Raw genomic sequence first — 25139 nt, 5'->3', positions numbered from 1 at the left:
GACCGCCCACCGTCGGCCGCGTCGAGGCGCGGCCCCGGCTCAGCCCTCCGCGCGTACCGCGTCGGCGACGGCGCGGAGCCCCGTGAGCGTCTCGGCGAAGCTCGTCGACAGCGGCGACAGGCCGATCCGCAGGCCGTGCGGATCCCGGTAGTCGGGGATCACGTCGCCTTCCCACAGGTGGGCGGTCACGGCCCGCATCGCGGGGTGCGACAGCGTGACGTGGCCGCCGCGCTCGGCGCTGTCGCGCGGCGAGGCGAGGCGCACCCCGAGCGGACTCAGGATGCCGTCTGCCACCCGCACCGCGAACTCGGTCAGTGCGACGGACTTCGCGCGCACCGCGCCGATACCCGCCTCCTCGATCAGATCGAGGGTGTCCTGCATCGCGATCATGGCCAGCACCGGCGGCGTGCCGGAGAGGAAGCGCCGCATCCCGTCGGCCGGGCGATAGACCGGGCCCATGGAGAAGACGTCGGCCGCGCCCATCCAGCCTTGCACGGGCTGCGTCAGCGCGCGCTGGTGCCGCTCGGCGACGTAGGCGAAGGCGGGTGAACCCGGTCCGCCGTTGAGGTACTTGTACGTGCAGCCGACGGCGAGGTCGGCACCCCATGCGTCGAGCTCGACCGGTACGGAACCGGCCGAGTGGCAGAGGTCCCACAGCACGAGCGCGCCGGCGTCGTGCGCGATGCGCGTGAGAGCGGCGCCGTCGGCGAGGTATCCGGAGCGGTACGACACGTGACTCAGCAACACGACGGCGGTGCGGTCGGTCACCGCGGCGCCGAGCAGTTCGGCATCCACCCCGCGTGAGGTGTCGACGTCGACCCACACCACCCGGGCACCCCGCTCGGCGGCGATCCCCTCGACGAGGTACCGGTCGGTCGGGAAGTCGTCACGGCCCACGACGATCTCCACGCGCTGCGGATCGACGGTCATCTGCGCGTCGAGGGCCGCGCGCAGCAGCTTGTAGAGCAGCACGGTCGTGGAGTCGCCGATGACGGTCTGACCGGATGCCGCGCCGAGCGCGAGCGCGCCGATGCGGTCGCCGATGGTGAAGGGCAGCTGCATCCACGCCTCATCCCACCCGCGGATGAGGCGACCGCCCCACTCGTCGGTGACGAAGCGCGACAGACGGTCGACCGTCGCACGCGGCGGGCGCCCGAGGGAATTGCCGTCGAAGTAGACCAGGGGAGTCTCGGCGCCGACGAAGGCGGCCCGGTGATGCTTCAGGGGGTCATCGGCGTCGAGAGCCGACGCCTCCGCCTCGAGCGACGCAGGGGGCACCTCGAGGGCGTCGACGGAGCCGAAGTCGGGGGTGGGGTCAGTCGACATGCGTCAGTTCCTCGGTGACGACGACGGTGCCGCGGCTGAGCCAGCCGGGCACCTCGTCGGGGTCGATGGGCGCGGGGCCCGGTACGAAGGTCGAGACCGCGGCGTCCGGCGCGACGTGCGGCCACGGGTCGGTGAGGGCCGCGACGAGCGCGTCGCCGCGCACACCGGCGTCGTGCAGGGCGATCAGTTCGCGGCGGTTCACCCCGACGGGCAGGGGACCGTTGCCGAGGTCGGTGCCGTAGAGCACTCGTCCGCCGCGCGCCGCGAACGCGCGCAGGTTCGCGATCGCCCGGGCGCGGGCGGCGCCGCGGTGGATGTCGAGGGTGGAGATCCAGACCTGCCCCGCCGCGACGGCCCGCGAGAGCGTCCGGCGCGAGACCGGTGCGTCGAAGGGGGTGTGCGCGAGCGCCGCGACACCGAAGGCGATCGCCCGGTCCACCTGGCCGGAGCCCTGGGCGTGGGCGACGACGGACAGCCCGCGATCACCGGCTGCCGCGACGATCGCGCCGAGCACCTCGTCGGACATCACCGGTCCGGCGTCGGCATGCAGCGCCACTTTGATGACCGTCGCTCCGGCATCCGCCTGCGCATCGACGGCCGTCTGTGCGCCATCGTCGACTCCGGGATGCCGAGAGGCGTCGGTGACCGTGCGCACGATGGCATCCGGCGCCCAGGAGCGACCCTGCGGATATCCGCCGGGTGCGGTGAGGAAGGCGCCGGCGTACGCGACCCGGGGGAGACCGGCCGGTCGGCGGGCGAGGGCGACGGGATCGCCCCCGAGGTCGACGACCCCGGCGATTCCGCGGGCAGCGAGTGCGGCGGGATCGATCAGGTGCAGGTGCACATGGTGATCGACGAAGGCCGGCAGCGCGGTGCCGGCCTCCGTCGTCAGTGCGCGCCGGACGGGCCGGGCGGCGGACAGGGTCATGCCGACCCGATCAGATCAGCGACAGCTCGCGCAGCTTGGCCTCGACGTCGGCGTTGGAGGGCTCGACGTGGTGGCTGGAGTCGGGGTAGACCACGACGGGGATGCTGGTGCGCCCCGAGATCTCTTTCGCCACGTCGGCGGCGGCGGGGTCGGCGACCAGGTCGACGTATTCGTAGTCGATCCCCAGTTCGTCGAGCTGCTTCTTCGTGCGGATGCAATCGCGGCACCAGTCGGCGCCGAACATACGGATGGGTGCGTCAGAGGTCATGCCTCCAGCGTACGCGGATGCGCCGACACCGGCCCGGGCGACGGCGCGCAACGCCGCCTGAGACGTCAGGCGGTGACTTCGTCTTCGAGGGGCTCGATGGCGCGCACGGCCTTGCCGACCCGGCTCTTCTTGGGCGCGTAGACCACGAGCGCGTGGAAGACGAAGCGCACCACGAAGGCGGCGATGAGCGTGAGCGCGGCGGCGAGGACGCTCTGGATGTGCGCCTGGCTCACCAGCACCCAGATCACCGGGATGCGCACGATCGCCTCGATGCCGTTGAAGGTGAACGACTTGATGAAGCGGTGTCGCATGAGACCGGACTCCGCGCGCATGTCGGCGAAGACGAGGTACTCGAGGGCGAGGAAGTTCGCCACGATCGTCACGACGCTCGCGATCACCGCGGCGACGATGTACTGCACGCCCACCATCTGCAGCGCCCACATGATCGCCAGGTTGGCGAGCGCGCCGAGGCCGCCCACGAGGGCGAACGCCGACATACGACCGAACCGCAGCATCGTCAGCTGCAGCAGGAACCGCATGCCCTGGCTGAACGACGCCTTCGACTCGCCGGCGAAGCGGGGGGCGAACGAGAACGGCACCTCGGCGATGCGCATCTGCTTGCGGGCGAGGATCTCGAGCAGGATCTTGAACCCGCGCGGCTGCAGCGTCTCGACCTCGAGGGCGCGGCGGTCCACCAGGAAGAAGCCGGTCATCGGGTCGGAGCAATTGTGCAGCTTCTTCGGGAACATCGCTTTGGTCAGGAGCGTCGATGCGCGCGACACGGCGGTGCGCACCGCGTTGGCGAGGCCGTCGGAGGTGCCCCCGGCGATGTAGCGGGATGCCACGACGACGTCGACGTCGCCCTGCTCGGCGCGGGCGAGCAGCCGGGCGATGACCTCCGGCGGGTGCTGCAGGTCGCCGTCCATCACGACGCATCGGTCGGATGCCGCGGCCTTGATGCCTTCGACCACGGCACCGCCGAGACCGCCGACCGGGTCGTCGCGGTGGATCAGGCGCACGGGGATGTCCGCCGTCTGGGCGACCGCGCGGATGACGTCGGGGGTGTCGTCGGTGGAGTCGTCGACGAAGATGACCTCGACGACGCGGCCCGCCATGGCATCCGTCGTGCGGCGCACGAGTTCGGCGACGTTCGGACCCTCGTTGAAGGTCGGAACGATGACGGAAAGATCCATGGGTACTCGCGTTTTCGTGAAAAGTCTGGGGGACACAGCGTAATGAGACCGACGCGTGCCTCTACAGGATTGTGGCGGACGTACCTGTGAGCTAGCGGTTGCCAGCCCCCGCATCGTGTGCGCGGCTGTGGCGCGAGGTGCCGGGGGGCGGTTGTCAGCCGATCTTCGCTTCGAGGTCGTCGACGGTCATGCCGTAGTCGATGCGGACCACCGGCAGTGCCAGCTTATCGGTCCCGATCCGGACGTACCCGGGTTCGATTCCGCGGCCGAGCTCGAAGCCCGCCCGCCGTACGCCTTCTTTCGTCGTGTCGTTGTAGTGACCGAACGGGTAGGCGACGACTTCCTTCGCGCCGAGGATCTGCGCCGACTGCTCGAGGTCGGCCGCGATCGTGTCGGCGTCGTCGTTGACCATGCGGCCCTTGCCGTTGGCGCCCGCGCGGTGCATGTCGTGGGTGTGCGAGCGCTGCAGCACGAAGCGGTTCGGGGTGGGTTCGGTGCGCGCCGAGGTGATGACGAACGAGGTCGTGAGCAGATTCCGTCCGTCGACGATCGGGGCGGCCATCTCGAGCCAGGTGCTGTCGGCGTCGTCATCGGTGATCACGACCGACCGCTTCGGCAGGAACAGTGCACCGTCGATGAACGCACTGACTTCGTCCCAGGTGGGCAGGTAGAACTTCCCGTCCTGGATGTGGGCCATCTGCGCGTCGAAATCGCCGATGTAGGCGTAGTTGCCGCGCAGCCAGTTGTCTTCTCCGTCGGGGTTCCGCGTGAACTGGTGGTACATCAGGATCGGCAGAGCGGTGTCCTCCGCCTCGTTCGCGTCGGGAGTCGTCCACGCGGCGTGGAGCGTGCGCTCGCGATCGGTGCACGTGACGAGGTCGGCCCCGTTGATCCGCTCGACCGCGTTGAGGGAGGCGGCATCGGCGGCCGTCGGGTACCACCCGGCGAAGACGCGACCGTCGGCGCGGGGGAGGGGCAGCTTGTCGTACCGCACGTCCTGCGTCTGCAGCTGCGGGTCGAGGGTGATGCCGTCGCCCGTGAACGACACCGCGCAGGCTTTCGGGTCGGTCGTCGTCGCCAGCAGCTTCTCGGCGGGGCTCGAGGGCGTGGGGGTCGGCGTCGGGCTGGCGACCGGCTCGATCGAGGTGTCCGGGTCGGCGACCGGGGCGGGCGATGCGGGGCGGGTCAGGGCGAAGGCGGCGACCCCGCCGGTGATCAGCACGACGGCGGCGGTGGCGACGATCGTGCGGCGCAGACGCACGCGTCGGGAGGTACGGCGGCGGTGCTCGGCGCGGCTGACGGTCATGAGGCCTCGTGGTCGACGGACGGGTCGGCGCGATCCTACCGGGACGTATGACGAAAGACCGGGACGGATCGCGCCGCGGCGCGAGGGGCGCGGCAGGATGAGGGGATGATCCGCTTCGGCATCGTCGGCACCAGTTCCATTTCCGAGCGCTTCGCGGGGGCGGTGGCGCAGGTCGCGGGCGTGGACGTGACCCGCGTCTCGTCGCGCGATGCACGACGCGCCCGATCGTTCGCCGACCGCATCGGTGCGCCCGGTGTCGCGGTGGGCCTCGACGAGCTGCTCGTCGCCCCCGACGTCGATGCCGTGTACCTGGCCAGCCCCAACTCCGCGCACGCCGCGCAGATCGCGTCGGCGGTGGATGCCGGCATCCCGGTGCTCGTGGAGAAGCCGGCGGTGCTGACGGCGGCGGAGTGGGATGCCGCGGTCGCGCACGCTCGCGACCACGGCGTGGTGCTGCTCGAGGCGATGCGCACGGCGTACGACCCGGGACTGGCCGCTGTGAGAGCGGCACTGGCCGAGCTCGGACCCGTGCGGCGGGTCTCGCTGCGGTACGAGAAGCGGTCGGCCAGGTACGACGAGGTGCTTGCGGGCCGGCAGACGAACATCCTCGATCCTGAGATGGGCGGGGGCGCACTGCGCGATCTCGGCGTCTATCCCCTCCATGCGCTCGTGCGTCTGTTCGGCGCGCCGCGGGCGGTGCAGGGGGTGCGCGTGGGGATCGCCTCGGGAACCGACGGTCTCGGCAGTGCGCTGGCCACCTACGACGGTTTCGTGGCCGATGTCGCCTGGTCGAAGATCACCGATACCGGCCTGCCGAGCGAGATTCAGGGTGAGGAGGGGTCGCTGCTGATCGACGCGATCGATGCGCCGCGGCGACTCGTCGTCAGCCCGCGCGACGGCGCCCCGCGCGTCATCACCGTGCCCGCCGGCGACAACCCGATGGTCGGCGAGGTGAACCGCTTCGTCGAGGCGGTCGCCGGTGCCGACATCGACGAAGACCAGCGGGTCACCGCGACGACCCTGCGGCTCGTCGACGAACTGCTCGACGGCCCGCTGGCCTGAGGGTTCACCCGTTGTTTCCCCCGCGAAGGCAGGATGCCGGGATGCGACGAGCGGGACGTGCGGGCGAGGTCTTCCTGGCGTTCCTCCGGCTGGGTCTGACGTCGTTCGGCGGTCCGGTCGCGCACCTGGGCTACTTCCGCGACGATCTCGTCGTGCGGCGGAAGTGGATGGACGACCGCGCCTACGCCGATCTGGTGGCGCTCTGCCAGTTTCTCCCGGGTCCCGCATCGAGCCAGGTCGGCTTCGCGATGGGGCTGCAGCGCGCCGGGCTTCTCGGCGCGCTCGCCGCCTTCGCCGCCTTCACCCTGCCATCCGCCGTCCTGCTCGTGGCGTTCGCGGCCGGTGCGGCAGCTCTCGGCGGCTCCGTCGGCGAGGGGGTCCTGGCCGGGCTCAAGATCGTCGCCGTCGCCATCGTCGCGCACGCCGTGTGGGGCATGGCCCGATCGCTCACCCCTGACGCACCGCGCGCGGGGATCGCGGTGGCGGCCCTGGCTCTCGCCCTGCTGCTCCCCGCCGCGCCGGGGCAGCTCGGCGCGCTCGTCCTCGGCGTGATCGCGGGCCTGCTCCTGTTGCGCGGCGTGGAGGACTCCTCCGTCGCGTCGCTGCCGTCGTTCGGCGTGCGACGCCCGGCGGCGTTCGTGTGCCTCGCCCTGTTCGCGGGCGGGCTCATCGCGCTACCCCTTCTGGCCGCCGCGACGGGGTCGGGTGCGGTGTCGCTCGTCGACGCCTTCTTCCGCGCGGGGGCCCTGGTCTTCGGCGGCGGGCACGTCGTCCTGCCCCTGCTGCAGGCGGGTGTCGTCGACGCGGGCTGGGTGTCGCCGGAGTCGTTCCTCGCTGGCTACGGGGCGGCGCAAGCGGTGCCGGGACCGCTGTTCACCTTCTCGGCGTACCTGGGGGCCGTCTCGCCCGCCGGGCCCGGTGGCATCCCGGGCGCTGCCCTCGCCCTCGGGGCGATCTTCCTCCCCGGCTTCCTCATCCTCGTCGGCGTGCTCCCGTTCTGGGATGCCGTGCGTGCACGACCGCTCGTGCGGGCCGCGATGCGCGGGGCGAACGCCGCCGTCGTCGGCATCCTGGCCGCCGCGCTCTACGCGCCGGTGTTCACCACGGCCATCACGGGCCCGGGGCCGCTCGTCCTGGCCGCGGTGGGTTTCGTGCTGCTGACCGTGTGCAAGACGCCCGCATGGGCGGTCGTGCTCGTCGGCGCCGCGGGCGGTGTCGTGCTCGCGCTCGTGTGAGCCGACGCGGCTTCGCACCGTGCACATCGTGGGGAATGGGGGGCGACCGGCACGGGCGACATGGCCGCTGTGGCCGTCGTGCTGCGGGCCATGCTCGCGTGGGCCTGGTGCGACGAGCGCGGCGCGATGCGCGCTGAACCCCGTGATCCCGGAGGCGGTGAACGGCCGTGCCGGTGGTCTTCGTGCTCTGTGCGGCGCCGCCCGGCGCGCCCTCGGGGCCAGCGGCATCCTGAGACTCGTCTTCGGGAATCGTGACACCGGGTGTCAGCGGTGCCAGGATGAGCGCACGGCGACGACGCCGCCGGTGTTTCGAGGGAGAGAACCGTGTTCCACAGCCCCCACCCGCCCGTCGAGGTGCCCGATGAGAGCATCTACGACTACCTGTTCGGCTCGCTCGACGAGGGCGACCTCGACCGCGTCGCCCTCGTCGATCCGGCGAGCGGTGCCGAAACCACCTACGGCGCGCTCCGCGCGCAGGTCGACGCGTTCGCCGGGGCGCTCGCGGTTCGCGGCGTCGACACCGACACGGTCGTCGCGATGCTCTGCCCGAACGTTCCGGCCTTCGCGACGGTGTTCCACGGCATCCTGCGCCTGGGCGCGACCATCACCACGATCAACTCGCTCTACACCGCGCACGAGATCGAGAACCAGCTTCGGGATGCCGCGGCCACCTGGCTCGTGACCGTGTCGCCGCTGCTGCCGCAGGCCCTCGAGGCGGCGCGCGCGGTCGGCATCCCCGACGAGCGGGTGATCGTGCTCGACGGCGTCGAGGGGCACCCGGATCTGCGCGCCCTGCTCGGCGAAGGGCGGACGCCGCCCGAGGTCACGATCGACCCCGCCACGCACGTCGCCGTGCTGCCTTACTCGTCGGGGACGACGGGGGTGCCGAAGGGCGTGATGCTCTCGCACCGCAACCTCGTCGCGAACGTGCACCAGTGCCGTCCGGTGATCGAGATCGGCGCCGACGACCGCGTGCTCGCCGTGCTGCCGTTCTTCCACATCTACGGCATGACGGTGCTGCTGAACCTCGCCCTGCGTCAGCGCGCGACGCTCGTCACGATGCCGCGGTTCGACCTGATGGAGTTCCTCCGCGTCATCCAGGATCACCGCTGCACGTTCCTGTTCATCGCCCCGCCCATCGCGGTCGCGCTCGCGAAGCACCCGGCCGTCGAGAAGTTCGACCTCTCGAGCGTGCACAGCGTGTTCTCGGGCGCCGCCCCGCTCGACGGCGAGACGGCCGAGACCGCGGGCCGGCGCATCGGCGCCCGGTTCTTCCAGGGCTACGGCATGAGCGAGCTGAGCCCGGTGTCGCACGCGATCCCGGCGGAGGGTGGGATGCCGGTCAGCTCGGTCGGCGTGCTCATCCCGAACTGTGACGCCAAGCTCGTCGATCCCGAGACGGGGGAGGAGCTCGAGGAGCACGGCGACGACGGACTCACCGCGCCGGGGGAGATCTGGGTGCGCGGCCCCAACGTCATGCTCGGCTACCTGAACCGTCCCGACGCCACGGCCGAGACGCTCGATGCCGACGGGTTCCTGCACACCGGAGACATCGGCGTGCACCACGTCGACGGGTACTTCACGATCGTCGACCGGCTGAAGGAGCTCATCAAGTACCACGGCTATCAGATCGCCCCGGCCGAGCTCGAGGCGCTGCTGCTGTCGCACCCGAAGATCCAGGATGCCGCCGTCATCGGCGTGCGCGGCGACGATGGCGAGGAGATCCCCAAGGCTTTCGTGGTGGCGGCGCCGGATGCCGGCCTGTCGGCCGACGACGTGATGGCGTTCGTGGCGGGGCAGGTGGCGCCGCACAAGAAGGTGCGCCGAGTGGAGTTCATCGATGCGGTGCCGAAGTCGGCGTCGGGCAAGATCCTGCGGAAGGACCTGCGGGCGCGCGAGGCCGCGTGAGAACGCCGAAGGGCGAGGGTGTCGTCGAGACACCCCCGCCCTTCGTTCCCGTTACGGCGTGAGCAGCGCGCCGGTCTGCGTCGCGGCCTCGGCCGCGCGCTTCTCTTCGTCGTCCTTGCCGCGGCGCTCGTCGGCGGCCTCCTGCAGCGCCGACTTCGACCGCAGCGGCGGGGTGCGGAAGAACAGCGACAGCACGAACGCGAGCAGCACGACGCTCATCGCCACCCAGTAGACGCTCGTCGCCGATGAGTTGAAGCCGACGAGGAAGGGCTTGGTCAGCCGCGCGTCGGCACCCACGAGGAACGACGTGTCATCCAGCGTCGACCCGCCGATCGAGGTGTCCTGGTCGCCCGAGGTGAACCGGTCGGTCAGGGTGTCGGCGACGCCGTCGACGAAGGCCTCGCGGTCGGCGGCATCCGAGAAGTCCAGGCTGACGGAGCCGTCGCCACCGACGCGGGCGACGGGCACCTGCTGGCGGATCTGCGCCGACGCGGCCGAGATCGCCTGTGCCACGGCGGCCTGCGTCGCCTGCGTCTGCGCGGCGGCGGGGATCTGGCCCGCTGCCACCTGCTGCGCCACGGCCTGGGTCGCGGCATCCGTCGCCTGCTGCACACCCTGCTGCACCTGCTGGGTCACGGCATCCGTCGTCTGGGCCACGATCGGGGCGTAGATCGACGACATGATCTTCTCGTTCGCGGGGGCCGACGCCGTGGCCGGATCGAAGGCGGCATCGAGCGCGTCGGTGAGCGTGGCCCGGTCGCCGAACGAGCCGACGATGTTCGAGGGCATGAGGGTGAACAGCAACGACAGCAGTACCGCGGTGCCGAGCGTTCCGCCGATCTGACGGAAGAACGTCGAGCCGCTGGTGGCCACGCCCATGTCGCGCACGCCCACCGAGTTCTGGCTCGCGATCGTGAGGGTCTGCATGAGCTGGCCGAGTCCGAGGCCGATCACGAGCATCGCGATGGCGACCTGCCCGTAGGGGCTGTCGTACTGCAGGAACGTCAGCAGGAAGAAGCCGACCGACATCAGCGCGGTGCCGAGGATCGGGAACAGGCGGTAGCGACCCGTGCGCGCGATGATCTGACCGCTCGCGATCGAGGCGATCATGAGGCCGAGGATCATCGGCAGCATCTCGAAACCGCTCTGGGTGGGGTTCGAGCCGAGCACGAGCTGCAGATAGAGCGGCAGGGTCAGCATCGCGCCGAACATGCCGAAGCCGACCAGCACGCCGATCACGGTCGCCATCGAGAAGGTCGGCGAGCGGAAGAGCTTGAGCGGAATGAGCGCGTCGTCTTTCATCTTCGTCTCGGCGATGACGAAGGCCAGGATGCCGAGAGCACCGACGACGTAGCACGCGAGGGCGATGGGGGAGCCCCAGCCCCACTCTCGGCCCTGCTCGGCGACGAGGAGCAGCGGAACGAGCGCGACGATCACGGTGGTGGCGCCCCACCAGTCGATGCGCACGGAGTGGCGCGGCTGCTTGGGGATGTGGAGGAACCGCCACACGATCGCCAGGGCCACGATGCCGATCGGCACGTTGATGAGGAAGACCCAGCGCCAGCCGGTGAGGAAGAGGATCTCGCTGGCGCCGGAGAACAGACCGCCGACGAGCGGGCCGATGACGCTGGAGATGCCGAAGACAGCGAGGAAGTAGCCCTGGTACTTCGCGCGCTCACGCGGGGCGAGGATGTCGCCCATGATCGCCAGGGGCATCGACATGAGACCGCCGGCGCCGAGGCCCTGGATGGCGCGGAACGCGGCGAGCTCGATCATCGACTGCGCGAAGCTCGCCAGGATCGAACCGATGATGAAGATGACGATGGCGATCAGGAAGAGGGGGCGCCGACCGAAGATGTCGGAGAGCTTGCCGTAGATGGGCGTCGCGATCGTGGAGACGATCAGGTACGCGGTCGTGACCCACGCCTGCAGGCTGAGGCCCTGCAGGTCGTCGCCGATGGTGCGGATGGCGGTGCCGACCACGGTCTGGTCGAGGGCGGAAAGAAACATGCCGGCCATGAGGCCGAAGATCACGAACATGATCATGCGGTGCGTCATGACCGTGTCGGTGGATGCCGTGTGCGCGCGACGGCTGCGGGTGATGTCTGACATCGGGGCCTCTTCGTGAGAAGCCTGGCGGACGGCTCAAGGGGCTCGGTCGGGCGCCAGGTATTTGCTGAAAGTCAAACAAATAGTAGCGCCGCTCGGCGGCGTCGCGTAACCATCCCCCGATGTGGGGTGGGGCGGGGTTCGTGGGACGGTGCGCGCGGCCCGGGCGCCGCGGTACGCCGCGGGTGCGCTGGGTGACGCGCGGCCCGGGCGCCGGTGAGATGACCCGCGTTCGCCGAGATCACGCGCGATCGCCCATCAACGCCGGTCATTCCGGGCAGCGCCGGTCATCTCGGCGCAGTGCCGGCCCCGGTGCGGGTGCGAGCGGGGATGCCGGGGGGAGTGGCATTCGGAAACGAAGAAGGCCCATGATGAGAAGGCTCAGCGGGCAAAGCAAAACCCCCGCCATGTAGAAGCTAGGCGAGGGTTTCTGGGACCGTTGTAATGACGATCCTTGTGGCTCCGACGGGCGTCGATCCCGTGACCTCACGATTTTCAGTCGTGCGCTCTACCAACTGAGCTACAGAGCCGAGCGGCATGTCTGCCGCTTCCTAGACGAAGGGCCTTCCCGAAAGAAGGCCCGTCGCTATGGAGCGACCCTGACGGGACTTGAACCCGCGACCTCCCGCCGTGACAGGGCGGCACGCTAACCAACTGCGCTACAGGGCCATGCATATTTAGTTGTCTTACCGGAAAGTGACCCCAACGGGATTCGAACCCGTGCTACCGCCGTGAAAGGGCGGCGTCCTAGGCCGCTAAACGATGGGGCCGGATGAGCCTGAAACCTTGCGATTTCAACCTCGCTTGCCGACGACCGAGCCTACTTCACAATCTCGGAGATTGCCAATCGGGGGCGTGGCGATGCGACGTCCGCGCGTGTCGCGAGGGCAGAATCGGTAGTCGACCGGCCAACTCGCCCTGTTGTGTCTGTGACTCGTGTTGCTACTGTTGGCCGAGTTGCGACCCGGTGAGATGAGGTATTCCCGTGACGCCCGAGCGCCCCGAAACCCCCGACGACTGCGGTTGCGCGCCCACCGCGAGTGAGCAGCGACGGCTGTGGCCGGCGCTCGACCGCCGCAGCGCCCTGAAGTTCGGCGCACTCGGCGCCATCGCTTTCGGAGCATTCGGCTCGGTGGCATCCGGGTTCTCCACTCCGGCGCTCGCCGCCGACTACCCCTCGTGGGCCGACGTCGAGGCCGCGCGCGCCAATGAGGCCGCGAAGGCCGCGGAGATCACCCGGATCCAAGGGCTCATCCAGGGCCTGCAGTCCGAGGTCGAGCGCACGCAGGCCGAGGTCAAGGCCCGTTCCGACGAGTACTTCGCCGCGCAGCAGGCCTATCAAGACGCCGACTATCGCGCGCAGCTGCTGCGGCAGCAAGCCGACGCCGAGGCGAACCGCGCGGCGGAAGCCGCGAACAAGGCAGGCAAGGTCGCCGCGCAGCTCTACCGCTCGGGCGGTGACGACACCTCGCTCGACCTGTTCTTCTCGGGCTCCGCCGCCTCGGCCGACGACCTGCTCGCCAGGCTCGGCACGATGGACAAGCTGTTGGAGCGCAATCGCTCGGTCTACGCCTCGGCGGTGGCCGCGCGCGACAACGCGAGAAACCTCAGCAGTCAGGCCGATGACGCGACCGCCGAGCGCGAGCGTCTGAAGGCGATCGCCGAAGAGAAGATGGCCGCCGCCCAGCAGGCCGCCCAGGCCGCGCAGGAGGCGCTCGCGGCCCAGCAGGCGAACCAGGCCGTGCTCGAGGCGCAGCTCGCCGCCCTGCAAGACACCACGGCCAAGACCGTCGCCGAGTACCAGGCGGGCGTCGAAGCCGAACGCAAGGCCCGTGAGGAGCGCGAGCGCAAGGCCCGCGAAGAGGCCGCCGCCCGCGACGCCGAGGAGCGCGCGCGCCGCGAGCGCGAGGCCGCCGCGCGGCAGAGCAGTGGCGGCGGCAACTCCGGTGGCGGCGGCGGAGGCAGCAGCGGTGGAGGCGGCGGAGGCGGAGGCGGCGGCGGGAACGTCAGCGGCGGCGGCTGGGCTCGTCCGTCGTCGGCGTACACGTCATCGGGCTACGGCCCCCGCTCCGGACAGTGCAACTCCAGCTACTGCGCCAGCACCTGGCACCTCGGGCTCGACTTCGGGGCCAGCTGCTGGTCGCCGATCTATGCGGCATCCGCCGGCCGGGTCACCTACGCCGGCTACAACGGCGGCTTCGGCAACTACATCCGCATCGCCCACGACGACGGCTCCGGCACGGGGTATGGCCACATCGTCGACGGCGGCATCTACGTCTCGTACGGTCAGCGCGTCGAGGCCGGTCAGCAGATCGCGGCGACCGGGCAGACGGGCAACTCGTTCGGCTGCCACCTGCACTTCGAGGTCTACCCGCCGTGGGGCGGCACGACCGATCCCGCGCCCTGGCTGCGCGATCGCGGCGTCGACGTCTGAGTCGCTGCACGAGAAAACCCCCGGTCGATCGGCCGGGGGTTTCGTCGTACGCGGAGCGTCAGAGCGTGTTGGGCGCCTCGCCCGAACCCTGCGTCTTGGTCTGCGCGTCGTGCTCGTCGAAGCGCGTGAACGCCTCGCTCACCAGGCGCTCGGCCTCGGCGGCATCCGCCCACTCGTCGACCTTGACCCACTTGTTGGGCTCGAGGTCCTTGTAGTGCTCGAAGAAGTGCGTGATCTCCTTCTTGGTCCACTCGTCGATGTCGGCGACGTCCTGAATGTGGTCCCAGCGCGGGTCCTTCGCGAGCACGGCCACGACCTTGTCGTCACCGCCGGCCTCGTCGCTCATCTTCAGCACGCCGACGGGGCGCACCTTCGCGAGAATGCCGGGGTGCAGCTCGCGGTCGAGCAGCACGAGCACGTCGAGCGGGTCGCCGTCTTCGCCGAGGGTGTTCTCGAAGAAGCCGTAGTTGGCCGGGTAGCCGAACACCGTGTAGAGGATGCGGTCGAGGTAGACGCGGCCGGTGCCGTGGTCGACCTCGTACTTCACGCGGCTGCCGCGGGGGATCTCGATGACGGCGTCGTATGCGCCCATACTCATGCTCCTTGAAGTCTGTGGATTTCGCCGCTCAGCCTAGCCGGGAGGCCGGGTGGACTCCGATCCGTGACCCCGCACGACTGCGACCACCGCTCATTCCGCCCGCGGTGGATCGCCGGAGGGTCGGCTTGACGGGGTGGGGCGCACAACTCCTGCGCAGCCGGCCTGACGAGGCGCCAGGTCGCCGGCGCGGCCCGGATTGCAGGAGTTGTGCGCACCGCGCGCTGCACCGCACCGCGCGCGTTGCACCGCGCACCGCACCGCGCTGCCGCCGGGCGAGGGCAGAGCGACCGGTAGGGACGCTCGACGCACAACTCCGGCGGAGCCGGCCTGACGAGGCGCCGGGTCGCCGGGAACGCCCGGTTCGCCGGAGTTCTGCGCGAGAGGCCCGGGCCGCGCCCTGCGGTGCGCGCCGATACCGTGGGGGCATGGACCACCGCCCCGGACTCGACCCTTCCGTCGCCGAGGTGCGCCGCGCCGTGCGGGCGATGCTCGACACGGTCGACGGGCCCGTCGTCGTCGCCCTGTCCGGCGGCGCGGACTCCCTCGCCCTGGCGGCGGCGACGGCCTTCGAGGCCGGGCGGCGCGGCATCCGGGCCGAGGCGGTCGTCGTCGACCACGGTCTGCAGGCGGGATCGGATGCCGTGGCGGCCGCGGCCGCGGCGAAGGCCGAAGCCCTGGGGCTCGCCGCCCGGGTGGTCGCCGTCGACGTCGGCACGACGGACGGGCCCGAAGCCGCGGCCCGGGAGGCGCGCTACGCGGGACTCGCGCGCGCCGCGGCCGACATCGGCGCCGACACGGTGCTGCTCGGACACACGCTCGACGACCAGGCCGAGACGGTGCTGCTCGGGCTCGCCCGCGGATCGGGTGGACTGAGTCTGGCGGGTATGCCGGCGGAAAGACGCGATGCCACGGGCCCGCGGTGGGCGCGTCCGCTCCTCGGCATCCATCGACGAACGACCCTGGCCGCGTGCGCCGCGGAGGGGCTCGAACCGTGGGCCGACCCGCACAATCTCGACCCCGCGTTCGCGCGGGTGCGGGTGCGCGAACGCGTGCTGCCGGTACTGGAGGCGGAGCTCGGGCCGGGGGTCGCCGAGGCGCTCGCACGCACCGCGGAGCAGCTGCGCGAAGACGCCGAGGCTTTCCAGGACATGATCGACGAGACGATCGAAGACATCGTCGAGCACGCCGAGGCGGGCATCTCGATCTCGGTCGCCGCCCTCGCCGCCAACCCGGCAGCGCTGCGCAACCGCATCGTGCGGTACGTCGTCGAGAGCGAGTTCGGCGCCGCGCTGTCGCGCACGCAGACGCTCGAGGTCGCGCGGCTCGCGGTCGACTGGCGGGGGCAGGGGCCCATCGACCTGCCCGGATGCGTGGCCCGTCGGGTCGGGGCGCGCATCGAGATCACCGCGCGCGCGGCATCCTGACCAGCGGTCTCGCAGACGACGCGACATAGACTTTCCGGATGCGCGCGGCCGACATCTCCGACGACATCAGCGAAGTCCTCCTCACCGAGGAGCAGATCCACGACAAGCTCGCCGAACTGGCGACACAGGTCGTCGCCGACTACGAGGGACGCGAGGTCGTGCTCGTCGGCGTCCTGAAGGGCGCGGTCATGGTGATGGCCGATTTCGCCCGCCACCTGCCCGTGCACGTGTCGATGGACTGGATGGCGGTGTCGTCGTACGGCGCGAGCACCCGCTCCAGCGGCGTCGTGCAGATCCGCAAAGACCTCGACACCGACATCACCGGCAAGCACGTGCTGATCGTCGAAGACATCATCGACTCGGGTCTCACCCTCAGCTGGCTGCTCGAGAACTTCGCGTCTCGCGGCGCGGCCTCGGTCGAGGTGCTGGCGCTGCTGCGCAAGCCGGATGCCATGAAGGTCGAGGTCGACTGCCGGTACGTCGGCTTCGACATCCCCAACGACTTCGTGATCGGCTACGGCCTCGACTACGCCGAGCGCTACCGCAACCTGCGCGACGTCGCGGTGCTCGCGCCCCACGTGTACTCCTGAAGGTCCGCGGCTCGGCCGCCGGGCCTGAAGGTCCGCGGCGCGGCCGCCGGGCACCCTGTACGCCCAAAACGAACGCACAGGCTCGGCATAGTCCACACACGTTAGCCTGATGCGACCGCATTTCTGCGGAGGATCACGAAAGGGCTGGGCTCGCCCACCATGAATTTCAAGAAGATCACGCGCAATCCGATCATCTACGTTCTGCTGGTCGTTCTGCTTCTGATCGTCGGTTTCTCCCTCATCTCCAACCTCACCGGCGCCCGTCAGGTGTCGACGAAGGAGGGTCTCGAGCTGCTCAAGGGCAGCACCGTGACCAAGGTGGTGACGAACGACCCCGATCAGCGCGTCGATCTGACACTGTCGGAGCCCTTCGAGGGCGCCGAGAGCGTGCAGTTCTACTACGGTCAGGCCCGCGCGGCCGAGGTCGCCAACGCGATCGATGCCGCCGCCCCCTCCGACGGCTTCAACGACGTCGTGCCCAAGCCCAGCTGGTTCGACAGCTTCCTCGGCCTGATGCTCCCGCTCGTGCTCCTCGGCCTGCTCTTCTGGTGGCTGCTCTCCAGCGCCCAGGGCGGTGGCAGCAAGGTCATGCAGTTCGGCAAGTCGCGAGCCAAGCTCGTGACCAAAGAGACTCCGACGGTCACCTTCCAGGACGTCGCGGGTTCCGACGAGGCGATCGAGGAGCTCGACGAGATCAAGGAGTTCCTGAAGGACCCGAAGAAGTTCGAGGAGGTCGGCGCCCGCATCCCGAAGGGCGTGCTGCTGTACGGCCCTCCCGGAACGGGCAAGACCCTGCTCGCCCGCGCCGTCGCCGGTGAGGCCGGGGTGCCGTTCTACTCGATCTCGGGTTCGGACTTCGTCGAGATGTTCGTCGGCGTCGGTGCCAGCCGCGTGCGCGACCTGTTCAACCAGGCCAAAGAGAGCTCCCCGGCGATCATCTTCATCGACGAGATCGACGCCGTCGGCCGCCACCGCGGCGCCGGCATGGGCGGCGGTCACGACGAGCGCGAGCAGACGCTCAACCAGATGCTCGTCGAGATGGACGGCTTCGACCCGAAGGTCAACGTCATCGTCATCGCGGCGACCAACCGCCCCGACATCCTCGACCCCGCCCTGCTGCGCCCGGGCCGCTTCGACCGCCAGATCGGTGTCGACGCGCCCGATCTGAAGGGGCGCCAGCGCATCCTCGAGGTGCACGGCCGCGGCAAGCCGCTGTCGGACTCGGTCGACCTCGAGGTCGTCGCGCGCAAGACCCCCGGCTTCACCGGTGCCGACCTGGCCAACGTCCTCAACGAGGCGGCTCTGCTGACCGCGCGCTCGAATGCGCAGCTCATCGACAACCGCGCCCTCGACGAGGCCATCGACCGTGTCATCGCCGGTCCGCAGCGTCGCACCCGTGTGATGAAAGACAAAGAGAAGCTCATCACGGCGTACCACGAGGGCGGTCACGCGCTCGCGGCGGCGGCCATGAACCACACCGACCCCGTCACGAAGGTCACGATCCTGCCGCGCGGCAAGGCTCTGGGCTACACGATGGTGTTGCCGCTCGACGACAAGTACTCCGTCACCCGCAACGAACTGCAGGACCAGCTGACCTACGCCATGGGCGGCCGCGTCGCGGAAGAGATCGTCTTCCACGATCCCACCACCGGCGCGTCGAACGACATCGAGAAGGCGACGAGCATCGCCCGCAAGATGGTCACCGAGTACGGCATGACCAACGAGGTGGGCCCGGTGAAGCTGGGCTCGTCGTCAGGCGAGGTGTTCATGGGCCGCGACATGGGTCACGGCCGTGACTTCTCGGAGCGCATCGCCGAGCGCGTCGACGCCCAGGTGCGCGCGCTCATCGAGCAGGCGCACAATGAGGCGTACCAGGTCATCAACGACAACCGCGAGGTCCTCGACAAGCTCGCGCTGGCGCTGCTCGAGAAGGAGACGCTCGACCACAACGAGCTGGCCGACATCTTCAAAGACGTCAAGCGCCTCAACCCGCGTCCGCAGTGGCTGTCGTCGGGCGATCGCCCCGTTTCGACGCTTCCTCCGGTGAACGTGCCGCGTCGTGAGCAGCCGGCGGGCGTCGCGGCATCCACCGAGGCCGAGGCGCAGACGCAGGTCCAGGAGCAGCCGCGTCCGAGCGGACAGACGCGCCCGGCCACGGCCTGAGGCGCCGTGGCCGTCGATCGAGAACGCATCGCGGCGCTCGTGCGTGAGCTGCTGGCGGCGATCGGGGAGGACCCCGATCGCCCCGGCCTCCGGCAGACGCCGACGCGCGTGGCCGACTCCTGGGCCGAGTTCTTCGGCGGTGTGGGTCAGGATGCCGGTGCCCCGCTGCAGCACACCATCTCGGTGTCGCGGGGACCGGCGCCCGACACGCTGCCCTCCGGCGCGGTGATGGTGCGCGACATCGCGTTCCGCTCGATGTGCGAGCATCACCTGCTGCCCTTCCGCGGCCGCGCCCACGTGGCGTATCTGCCCGGCGAAGAGGTCGTGGGCCTTGGGGCACTGCCCCGGGTCATCGACATCCTGGCCGCCCGCCCGCAGGTGCAGGAACGGCTCGGGGAGCAGATCGCGGATGCCATCGCCTCGGCGCTGGACGCCCGCGGCGTGCTCGTGGTGCTCGACGCCGTGCACGAATGCGTCACCATGCGGGGCGGGCGTCAGCCGGATGCGTCGACGGTCACGATCGCCGCTCGCGGCGTCTACACCGAGCCCGCGGCGCGGGCCGAGCTCGTCGCGTTGATCGGGGCACGCGCGTGACCCTCGTCATGGGCATCGTCAACGTCACCCCCGACTCCTTCAGCGACGGCGGACGCTATCTCGACCCCGACGCCGCCATCGCGCACGCGCGCCTTCTCGTCGAGCAAGGCGCTGAGATCCTCGACGTGGGCGGCGAATCCACGCGACCGGGAGCCGAGCGGGTGGCGCCCCGGGTCGAGCAGCAGCGGGTGCTGCCGGTCGTCGAGGCCCTGGCATCCGAGGGCTTGTTCGTCAGCATCGACACGATGAACGCCTCGACCGCGGTCGCCGCGGTCGACGCGGGTGCGCGGCTGGTCAACGACGTCTCGGGAGGGCTCGCCGACCCCGGCATGCTCGACGCCGTGGCCCAGACCGGCGCCGACATCGCGCTGGGACATTGGCGCGGCCCGTCGGCCGAGATGTACGCGCGCGCCGACTACGCCGACGTGGGCCGCGACGTCGCTACCGAGCTCGAGGAGCGCATCGCCGCCGCGGTCGCCGCGGGGATCGACCCGTCGCGCATCGTCGTCGACCCCGGCATCGGCTTCGGCAAGCGCGGCGCTCAGAATTGGCGGACGCTGCGGGCGCTGCCCGAACTCGCCGCACTCGGCTACCGGGTGCTCGTGGGGACCAGCCGCAAACGGTTCCTCGCCGAGGTGCTCGAGGGCGATGCCGACCTCGGCCGCCGCGACCTCGCCACCGCCGTCACCAGCGCCCTGGCCGCCCAGGCCGGTGCGTGGGCGGTGCGCGTGCACGATGTTCCCACCACCCGCGACGCGCTCGCCGTCGCCCGCGCCTGGGAGGCCTGATGGATGCCGTCGACCACATCACCCTGACGGGCGTGCGCGCCTACGGGTACCACGGCGTCTACGCCGACGAGAGGCGCGAGGGCCAGGAGTTCGTGGTCGACGCCGTGCTGGCCCTGTCGCTGCGGCGCGCCGCCGAGACCGACGACGTGGCCGACACCGTGCACTACGGCGAACTGGCCGAGCGCCTCGTCGCCGTCGTCGCGGGTGAACCGGTCGATCTGCTCGAGACCCTCGCGCAGCGCCTCGCCGACGACGTGCTGACCGACGAGCGCGTGGATGCCGTGACCATCACGGTGCACAAGCCGCAGGCGCCGATCCCGGTGCCGTTCGGCGACGTCGCGGTGACTATCACGCGGGTCCGCCCGTGAGCGTGCGACTGGCGCACGGCATGGGGGAGGCCCCGCGGACGACGCCCGTCACGGCGGTCGTCGCGCTCGGCGCCAACCTCGGCCACCGCGCGGAGACGCTGGCCGCGGCGGTCGACGAACTGCGACGCTTGACCCTCACCAGCGACGTCCGCGTGTCGGAGCCGATCGAGACCGTGGCGGTGACCCTCGACGGCGAAGACGAAGACGCCCCGCGCTACTTGAACGCCGTCGCACTGCTCACGACCCGACTGGCCCCGGCGGAACTGCTGGCATCCCTCCACCGCATCGAAGCGCGGCACGGTCGCGTGCGACGGGAGCGTTGGGGCGACCGCACCCTCGACCTCGACCTCATCGCGTACGGCGACGACGTCATCGACCGCTCCGACCTCGTGGTGCCGCACCCGCGGGCTCACGAGCGCGAGTTCGTGCTCGGGCCCTGGGTGGAGCTGGACCCGGATGCCGAGATCCCCGGACGCGGACGCATCGCCGACCTGCTGGAAGGGCTCCGACGATGAAACGCACGGGTGCCGGCATCCTGACCATCGCCGTCATCATCGGCGCCGCGGTCGGCTTCATCCTCGACACGCTGTTGACCGCGATGGGACGACCGACCTTCTCGCCCGCCGCGAGTCTGCCCACGATCCTCGCCCTGCTCGGCGTGGTGATCGTCATGCTGGCCGTGCCGGTGCACCGTGCGGCGCGGAACCGCGGCGGCCGGCGGATCAACCCCTTCCAGGCGCTGCGCATCGCGATGCTCGCCAAGGCGTCGTCGCTGCTGGGCGCGGTGTCGCTCGGGTTCTCGCTGGGGCTCGTCGTCTTCCTGACGACCCGGCCGGTGACTCCGTCGCTAGGCTCGATGGGAACGATCATCGCGACGCTCGTGTGCGCTGTCGTCCTCGTCGTCGCGGGGCTCGTCGCCGAGCAGTTGTGCACCATCCGGAAGGACGACGATGACGAAACCCCCGGAAACACCCCGACCGGACCCGTCCAGGCCTGAGGCCGACGCGGACGCGCCTGCCGCAGAGCGCCTCGACGCGCCGGCGCACCACGGCCCGTCGGAGAGCGCCGCACCCGACCAGGGCGACGACGCCGTGCTCGGCGAGCGCACGTACGAACGCATCCTCGAGCCGCGTTCCCGCCGCCGCCTGCCCCTCGGCGACGGCACCTGGTACCAGCTCGCCCGTGCCTACGTGCGCGTGCAGCTGATCACGCAGGGCGCGGTCATCGTCCTCGTGCTCGCCGCCGCCATCGTGGCCCAGGTGATCACCGGGGTGCGCTGGCAGTGGATCCCCGCGGGGGTGATCCTCCTCGTGACGCTGGTCGGGTTGATCATCACGCCGCGCCAGGCGCGCTCGTTCGGCTACCAGCTGCGCCGCGACGATCTCGTCTTCCGCCGGGGGATCCTCTGGCAGCGGGTGGTGGCGGTCCCCTACGGCCGTATGCAGCTCGTCGACATCACGCACGGTCCGCTCGACCGCGGCTTCGGCATCGCTCAGCTAAAGCTGGTCACTGCCGCGGCGTCGACGGGCGTCACCATCCCGGGGCTCACGCAGGAGGCGGCCGAGCATCTGCGCGACACGCTCGTCGCCGTGGCCGAGACACGTCGGACGGGACTGTGAGCGACCCGGAGGGCGCGCCCCCCGCGTCTGCGCGGGCACTCGTGCGCTCGCCCTACAGCGACGGCGAGTGGCACCGGCTGCATCCCCTCACCCCGCTGTTGCGCGGGGGTCTGACCCTGCTCGTCATCATCGGCCTCATCGTCGCCAACCTGCGCGAGAGGCTCGTGGAGTTCCTCTTCCCCGCCTTCACCGATCTGCCGCCGGGGGCGATCCCCCCGGACCCCGTCGATTTCCTCTTCGCGAACAACCTCATCCTCATCGCGGGCGGTGCGGCCCTGGCGGTGCTCATCGTGCTGCTCGTGCTGTTCCGGCTGTCGTGGCGGTTCCACATGCTGCGCATCGGCGACGACGACGTGGAGGTGCGCTCGGGGGTGCTCTTCCGCACCCACCGGCGGGCACCGCTCGACCGCGTGCAGGGTGTGAACCTCACGAGACCGATGATCGCTCGGCTCCTCGGTCTCGCGAAGCTCGAGGTCGTGGGGGCGGGACTCGACGCGAACGTCAAGCTCGAGTACCTGTCGGGCAAAGACGCCGACGCCATCCGCGGTGACATCCTGCGGCTCGCTTCCGGGCGCCGTCTGGCCGCGGGCACGGCAACCGCGGCGGAGCGCTCCTCGCTCGCGCGCCAGGCCGCGGTGGCCGTGGGCTCGGGTCTGCAGGGACTCGTCGACGGGGAGGACCTCTCCGACGCCGAGCCCCAGAGCATCGTGCGCATCCCGCTGGGCCGGCTGGTGGCATCCCGCGTCCTGAGCGGGTCGACGCTCTTTCTGATCGCACTGGTCGTCGGGATCGTCGTGGCGGCGTCTCTGTCGACGCTGTGGTTGCTCTTCATCGTCGTTCCGATGTTCCTGGCCTTCGGGGCGTACTACCTGCGGTCGATCGCGCGGGGTCTGCGCTATTCGATCACCCCCACGATCGACGGGGTGCGTGTGACTTTCGGGCTCTTCACCACGGTCTCCGAGATCGTGCCGCCCGGGCGCGTGCACGCGATCGAGGTGCGGCAGCCCCTGATGTGGCGGCCGTTCGGATGGTGGACGGTCTCGGTCAACCGTCTGTCGGGCCGTTCGTCGACCGACACCAGCACCGACCAGTTCGCCGCCGTCCTTCCGATCGGTACCCGCGACGACGTCGAACGCGTGCTCGCGATCCTCGCGCCCGCCCTGACCGGCGGCGAGTGGACGGGCGTGTTCCGTGACGGCATCCTGGGTCCCGTGGACGACGACCCCTACATGACGACCCCGCCGCGGGCGCGATGGCTGCGGCCGTTCTCGTGGCGGCGCAACGGCGTGCTGCTCACCGACGAGGCCCTGCTCATGCGTCGAGGGTGGGTGTGGCGCTCGCTCAGCATCCTGCCGCTGGCGCGCCTGCAGTCGGTCGGCGTGCAGCAGGGTCAGCTGGCCCGCGCGTTCGGCGCGGCGACCCTGACCGGTCACGTGATCGCCGGCACGGTGCAGACCTCCGTCGGCGCGCTCGATCGCGACGAGGTCGTCCGCGTCTTCGAGCGCACCGCGCGGGCGAGCGTCATGGCGGCCTCCACCGACCGCAGTCACCGGTGGGCCGGATGAGCGGCCGCGACGGACGCCTCGGCGTCGGGGTCATCGGCGCGGGACGCGTGGGACCGGTGATCGCCGCCGCGCTCGCCGGTGCCGGGCACGCCCTGACGGGGATCACCTCGGGCTCGGACGACGATCGGGTCGAGGCCATCCTCCCCGGTCTGCCGGTCCTCACCGCGGATGAGGTCGTGAGGCGCAGCGAGCTCGTCGTCATCGCCGTCCCGCACGACCAGCTGCCGGCGCTCGTGACCGGTCTCGCCGAGCTCGGTGCCTGGCAGCCCGGGCAACTCGTGCTGCACACCGACCCCGCGTACGGCGCGCGCGTGCTCGATCCGGCGGCGCGGTCAGGAGCCATCCCGCTCGCGATCCACCCGGCCATCGCCTTCACCGGCGCGTCGTCGATCGACCTGCGGCAGCTCGCACAGGCGTACGCCGCCGTGACGGCGCCGGCGCCCGTGCTGCCCATCGCGCAGGCTTTGGCCGTCGAGCTGGGCTGCGAACCGGTGGTGATCGCGGAGGACGACCGCGCCACGTACGCCGAGGCGATCGCGACGGCGACGGAGTTCTCGCGCTCGATCGTGCGGCAATCCTCGGAGCTGCTCGCCCGAGTGGGGGTCGATAACCCCGGCGGGTATCTGTCGGCGCTGGTCAGGTCGAGTGTCGACCACGCCCTCGTGGAAGGCAGCGGGCGTCGTACGCCCGACGGCGACGCTACGATCGACGGATGATCCGCACCATCGAGGATCTGCGCACCCGACTCGGCGAGATCCGAGGCGCAGACCATTCGTCCGGCGGCCCCCGTGTCGCGCTCGTCTCGACCCTCGGTGCGCTGCACGACGGCCACGTCGACCTCGTCCACGAAGCGCGCGAGCACGCCGACATCGTCGTGGTGTCGACCTTCGTGAATCCGCTGCGCTTCCGCACCGCCGACGAGACGGCCGCCTACCCGCGCTCGCCGGAGGCGGACGAGCGCGTGCTCGACGATCTCGGCGTCGACGTGGTGTTCGCGCCCGCCGCCGGCGAGTTCCTGCCCGCGGGAACGGCGACCACCCGTGTGTCCGCAGGCGATGTGGGACTGCGCTACGAGGGGCGGGTGCGGCCGTTCTACTTCGACGGCGTTCTGACCGTCGAGGCGAAGCTGTTCAACCTGATGCGCCCTGACGTCGCCGTCTACGGCGAGCGCGATCTGCAGCGCGTCTTCCTCGTCGAGCGCATGGTGCGCGACCTCGATTTCGCGGTCGACATCCGCACCGTGCCCACGGTGCGCACCGACGACGGGCTGCCCGTGTCGAGTCGCATCGGCCTTCTCGAGCCCGCCGACCGCCGCGCGGCGGCGAAGCTCCCGCGAGCGCTCGAGGCCGCGGCATCCAATTCCGACCTCGGCGTCGACGCGTGCATCGCGGCCGCGCAGTCGGCGCTGATGGGGGAGCCGCGCATCGCGCTGGAGTACCTGAGCGTGGTCGACCCCGCCACTTTCCTGCCCGTCGACGACGGCCACCGTGGCCGTGCGCTCGCGCTCATCGCGGCGACCGTGGGCGGGCACCGTTTCATCGACAACGCCGAGATCTCGCTGCGCTGACAGCGGTTCCCGTCCGTGAGCGGGCGATGATGTGCGGACGGCTCGTCGCCCAGGGCCGCTCGATCGTGGCCCGCCCCGGGCCGCCCGATCGCGG

At 70.8% G+C, this 25139-nt stretch carries 23 protein-coding genes and 3 tRNA genes; 16 read left to right on the top strand and 10 right to left on the bottom strand.

Going from position 1 to position 25139, the window contains the following annotated elements:
* Positions 1-39: 39 nt before the first annotated feature.
* From QE410_RS14535 to QE410_RS14515, 5 genes are all read right to left on the bottom strand, one after another.
* Positions 40-1326 (bottom strand): kynureninase, encoded by a 1287-nt coding sequence (locus tag QE410_RS14535; RefSeq protein WP_307333330.1) that lies wholly within the window; start codon positions 1324-1326, stop codon positions 40-42.
* Positions 1316-2254, bottom strand: a complete 939-nt coding sequence (locus QE410_RS14530) for a hypothetical protein (RefSeq protein WP_307333328.1) — start codon at positions 2252-2254, stop codon at positions 1316-1318. Before QE410_RS14530 ends, QE410_RS14535 begins: the two co-directional genes overlap by 11 nt.
* Before the next feature lie 10 nt (positions 2255-2264).
* Complete coding sequence (locus QE410_RS14525) at positions 2265-2522, bottom strand: glutaredoxin domain-containing protein (RefSeq protein ID WP_307333326.1); 258 nt, start codon at positions 2520-2522, stop codon at positions 2265-2267.
* A 65-nt stretch (positions 2523-2587) separates the two neighbouring features.
* Complete coding sequence (locus QE410_RS14520) at positions 2588-3715, bottom strand: glycosyltransferase family 2 protein (protein ID WP_307333324.1); 1128 nt, start codon at positions 3713-3715, stop codon at positions 2588-2590.
* A 154-nt stretch (positions 3716-3869) separates the two neighbouring features.
* Positions 3870-5021 carry a polysaccharide deacetylase family protein gene (locus QE410_RS14515; RefSeq protein WP_307333322.1) on the bottom strand — a complete coding sequence of 384 codons (1152 nt, stop codon included), beginning with the start codon at positions 5019-5021 and terminating at the stop codon, positions 3870-3872.
* 105 nt (positions 5022-5126) lie between these two features.
* Between QE410_RS14515 and QE410_RS14510 the strand changes: the two genes are divergently transcribed.
* The 3 genes from QE410_RS14510 to QE410_RS14500 all read left to right on the top strand — a co-directional run bounded on the left by QE410_RS14510 (position 5127) and on the right by QE410_RS14500 (position 9226).
* Positions 5127-6083, top strand: a complete 957-nt coding sequence (locus tag QE410_RS14510; protein ID WP_307333320.1) for a Gfo/Idh/MocA family protein — start codon at positions 5127-5129, stop codon at positions 6081-6083.
* 41 nt (positions 6084-6124) lie between these two features.
* Positions 6125-7318: a chromate efflux transporter gene (gene chrA, locus QE410_RS14505; protein WP_307333318.1), complete on the top strand. Its 1194-nt coding sequence runs from the start codon at positions 6125-6127 to the stop codon at positions 7316-7318.
* 324 nt (positions 7319-7642) lie between these two features.
* Complete coding sequence (locus QE410_RS14500; protein ID WP_307333316.1) at positions 7643-9226, top strand: AMP-binding protein; 1584 nt, start codon at positions 7643-7645, stop codon at positions 9224-9226.
* Positions 9227-9277: 51 nt separating this feature from the next.
* Here the strand turns inward: QE410_RS14500 and QE410_RS14495 are convergent, their stop codons facing one another.
* The 4 genes from QE410_RS14495 to QE410_RS14480 form a co-directional block, all read right to left on the bottom strand.
* Positions 9278-11338: an MDR family MFS transporter gene (locus tag QE410_RS14495; protein WP_307333314.1), complete on the bottom strand. Its 2061-nt coding sequence runs from the start codon at positions 11336-11338 to the stop codon at positions 9278-9280.
* A gap of 454 nt (positions 11339-11792) precedes the next feature.
* Positions 11793-11865, bottom strand: a tRNA-Phe gene (locus QE410_RS14490).
* A 64-nt stretch (positions 11866-11929) separates the two neighbouring features.
* Positions 11930-12004 (bottom strand) — tRNA-Asp (locus QE410_RS14485).
* Between the two features lie 28 nt (positions 12005-12032).
* Positions 12033-12105: transfer RNA gene (locus QE410_RS14480), tRNA-Glu, on the bottom strand.
* A gap of 215 nt (positions 12106-12320) precedes the next feature.
* On the opposite strand from QE410_RS14480, the gene QE410_RS14475 reads away from it, so the two are divergent.
* A complete protein-coding gene (locus QE410_RS14475) occupies positions 12321-13769 on the top strand; it encodes a M23 family metallopeptidase (protein WP_307333312.1) in 1449 nt (482 codons plus the stop codon).
* A 58-nt stretch (positions 13770-13827) separates the two neighbouring features.
* Here the strand turns inward: QE410_RS14475 and QE410_RS14470 are convergent, their stop codons facing one another.
* Positions 13828-14361: an inorganic diphosphatase gene (locus QE410_RS14470; protein WP_058595763.1), complete on the bottom strand. Its 534-nt coding sequence runs from the start codon at positions 14359-14361 to the stop codon at positions 13828-13830.
* Positions 14362-14792: 431 nt separating this feature from the next.
* Here QE410_RS14470 and tilS point away from each other — a divergent pair, with 431 nt between their 5' ends.
* From tilS to panC, 12 genes are all read left to right on the top strand, one after another.
* Positions 14793-15791, top strand: coding sequence for a tRNA lysidine(34) synthetase TilS (tilS, locus tag QE410_RS14465; protein WP_307333310.1), 999 nt, complete (start codon positions 14793-14795; stop codon positions 15789-15791).
* A 38-nt stretch (positions 15792-15829) separates the two neighbouring features.
* Positions 15830-16381, top strand: coding sequence for a hypoxanthine phosphoribosyltransferase (hpt, locus tag QE410_RS14460; RefSeq protein WP_307333307.1), 552 nt, complete (start codon positions 15830-15832; stop codon positions 16379-16381).
* 159 nt (positions 16382-16540) lie between these two features.
* Positions 16541-18544 (top strand): ATP-dependent zinc metalloprotease FtsH, encoded by a 2004-nt coding sequence (ftsH, locus tag QE410_RS14455; RefSeq protein WP_307333306.1) that lies wholly within the window; start codon positions 16541-16543, stop codon positions 18542-18544.
* Positions 18545-18550: 6 nt separating this feature from the next.
* Positions 18551-19138 carry a GTP cyclohydrolase I gene (gene folE, locus QE410_RS14450; protein ID WP_307333304.1) on the top strand — a complete coding sequence of 196 codons (588 nt, stop codon included), beginning with the start codon at positions 18551-18553 and terminating at the stop codon, positions 19136-19138.
* A complete protein-coding gene (folP, locus tag QE410_RS14445; protein WP_307333302.1) occupies positions 19135-19926 on the top strand; it encodes a dihydropteroate synthase in 792 nt (263 codons plus the stop codon). Before folE ends, folP begins: the two co-directional genes overlap by 4 nt.
* Positions 19926-20294, top strand: a complete 369-nt coding sequence (gene folB, locus QE410_RS14440) for a dihydroneopterin aldolase (RefSeq protein WP_307333299.1) — start codon at positions 19926-19928, stop codon at positions 20292-20294. Before folP ends, folB begins: the two co-directional genes overlap by 1 nt.
* Positions 20291-20809 carry a 2-amino-4-hydroxy-6-hydroxymethyldihydropteridine diphosphokinase gene (gene folK / locus QE410_RS14435; RefSeq protein ID WP_307333298.1) on the top strand — a complete coding sequence of 173 codons (519 nt, stop codon included), beginning with the start codon at positions 20291-20293 and terminating at the stop codon, positions 20807-20809. Before folB ends, folK begins: the two co-directional genes overlap by 4 nt.
* Entirely contained in the window at positions 20806-21291 is a 486-nt protein-coding gene (locus QE410_RS14430; protein ID WP_307333296.1) for a DUF3180 domain-containing protein, read from the top strand. Before folK ends, QE410_RS14430 begins: the two co-directional genes overlap by 4 nt.
* Positions 21245-21913, top strand: coding sequence for a PH domain-containing protein (locus QE410_RS14425; protein WP_307333295.1), 669 nt, complete (start codon positions 21245-21247; stop codon positions 21911-21913). Before QE410_RS14430 ends, QE410_RS14425 begins: the two co-directional genes overlap by 47 nt.
* Entirely contained in the window at positions 21910-23478 is a 1569-nt protein-coding gene (locus QE410_RS14420) for a PH domain-containing protein (RefSeq protein ID WP_307333293.1), read from the top strand. The genes QE410_RS14425 and QE410_RS14420 overlap by 4 nt, the downstream gene beginning before the upstream one ends.
* Positions 23475-24194 carry a Rossmann-like and DUF2520 domain-containing protein gene (locus QE410_RS14415; protein ID WP_307333291.1) on the top strand — a complete coding sequence of 240 codons (720 nt, stop codon included), beginning with the start codon at positions 23475-23477 and terminating at the stop codon, positions 24192-24194. The genes QE410_RS14420 and QE410_RS14415 overlap by 4 nt, the downstream gene beginning before the upstream one ends.
* Positions 24191-25045: a pantoate--beta-alanine ligase gene (gene panC / locus QE410_RS14410; protein ID WP_307333289.1), complete on the top strand. Its 855-nt coding sequence runs from the start codon at positions 24191-24193 to the stop codon at positions 25043-25045. Before QE410_RS14415 ends, panC begins: the two co-directional genes overlap by 4 nt.
* The last annotated feature ends 94 nt before the right edge of the window (positions 25046-25139 follow it).

Origin of the sequence: Microbacterium sp. SORGH_AS_1204 (genome assembly GCF_030818935.1) — a bacterium.
Classification (GTDB): Bacteria; Actinomycetota; Actinomycetes; order Actinomycetales; family Microbacteriaceae; genus Microbacterium.
This window is presented reverse-complemented; position numbering and strand designations above follow the sequence as displayed.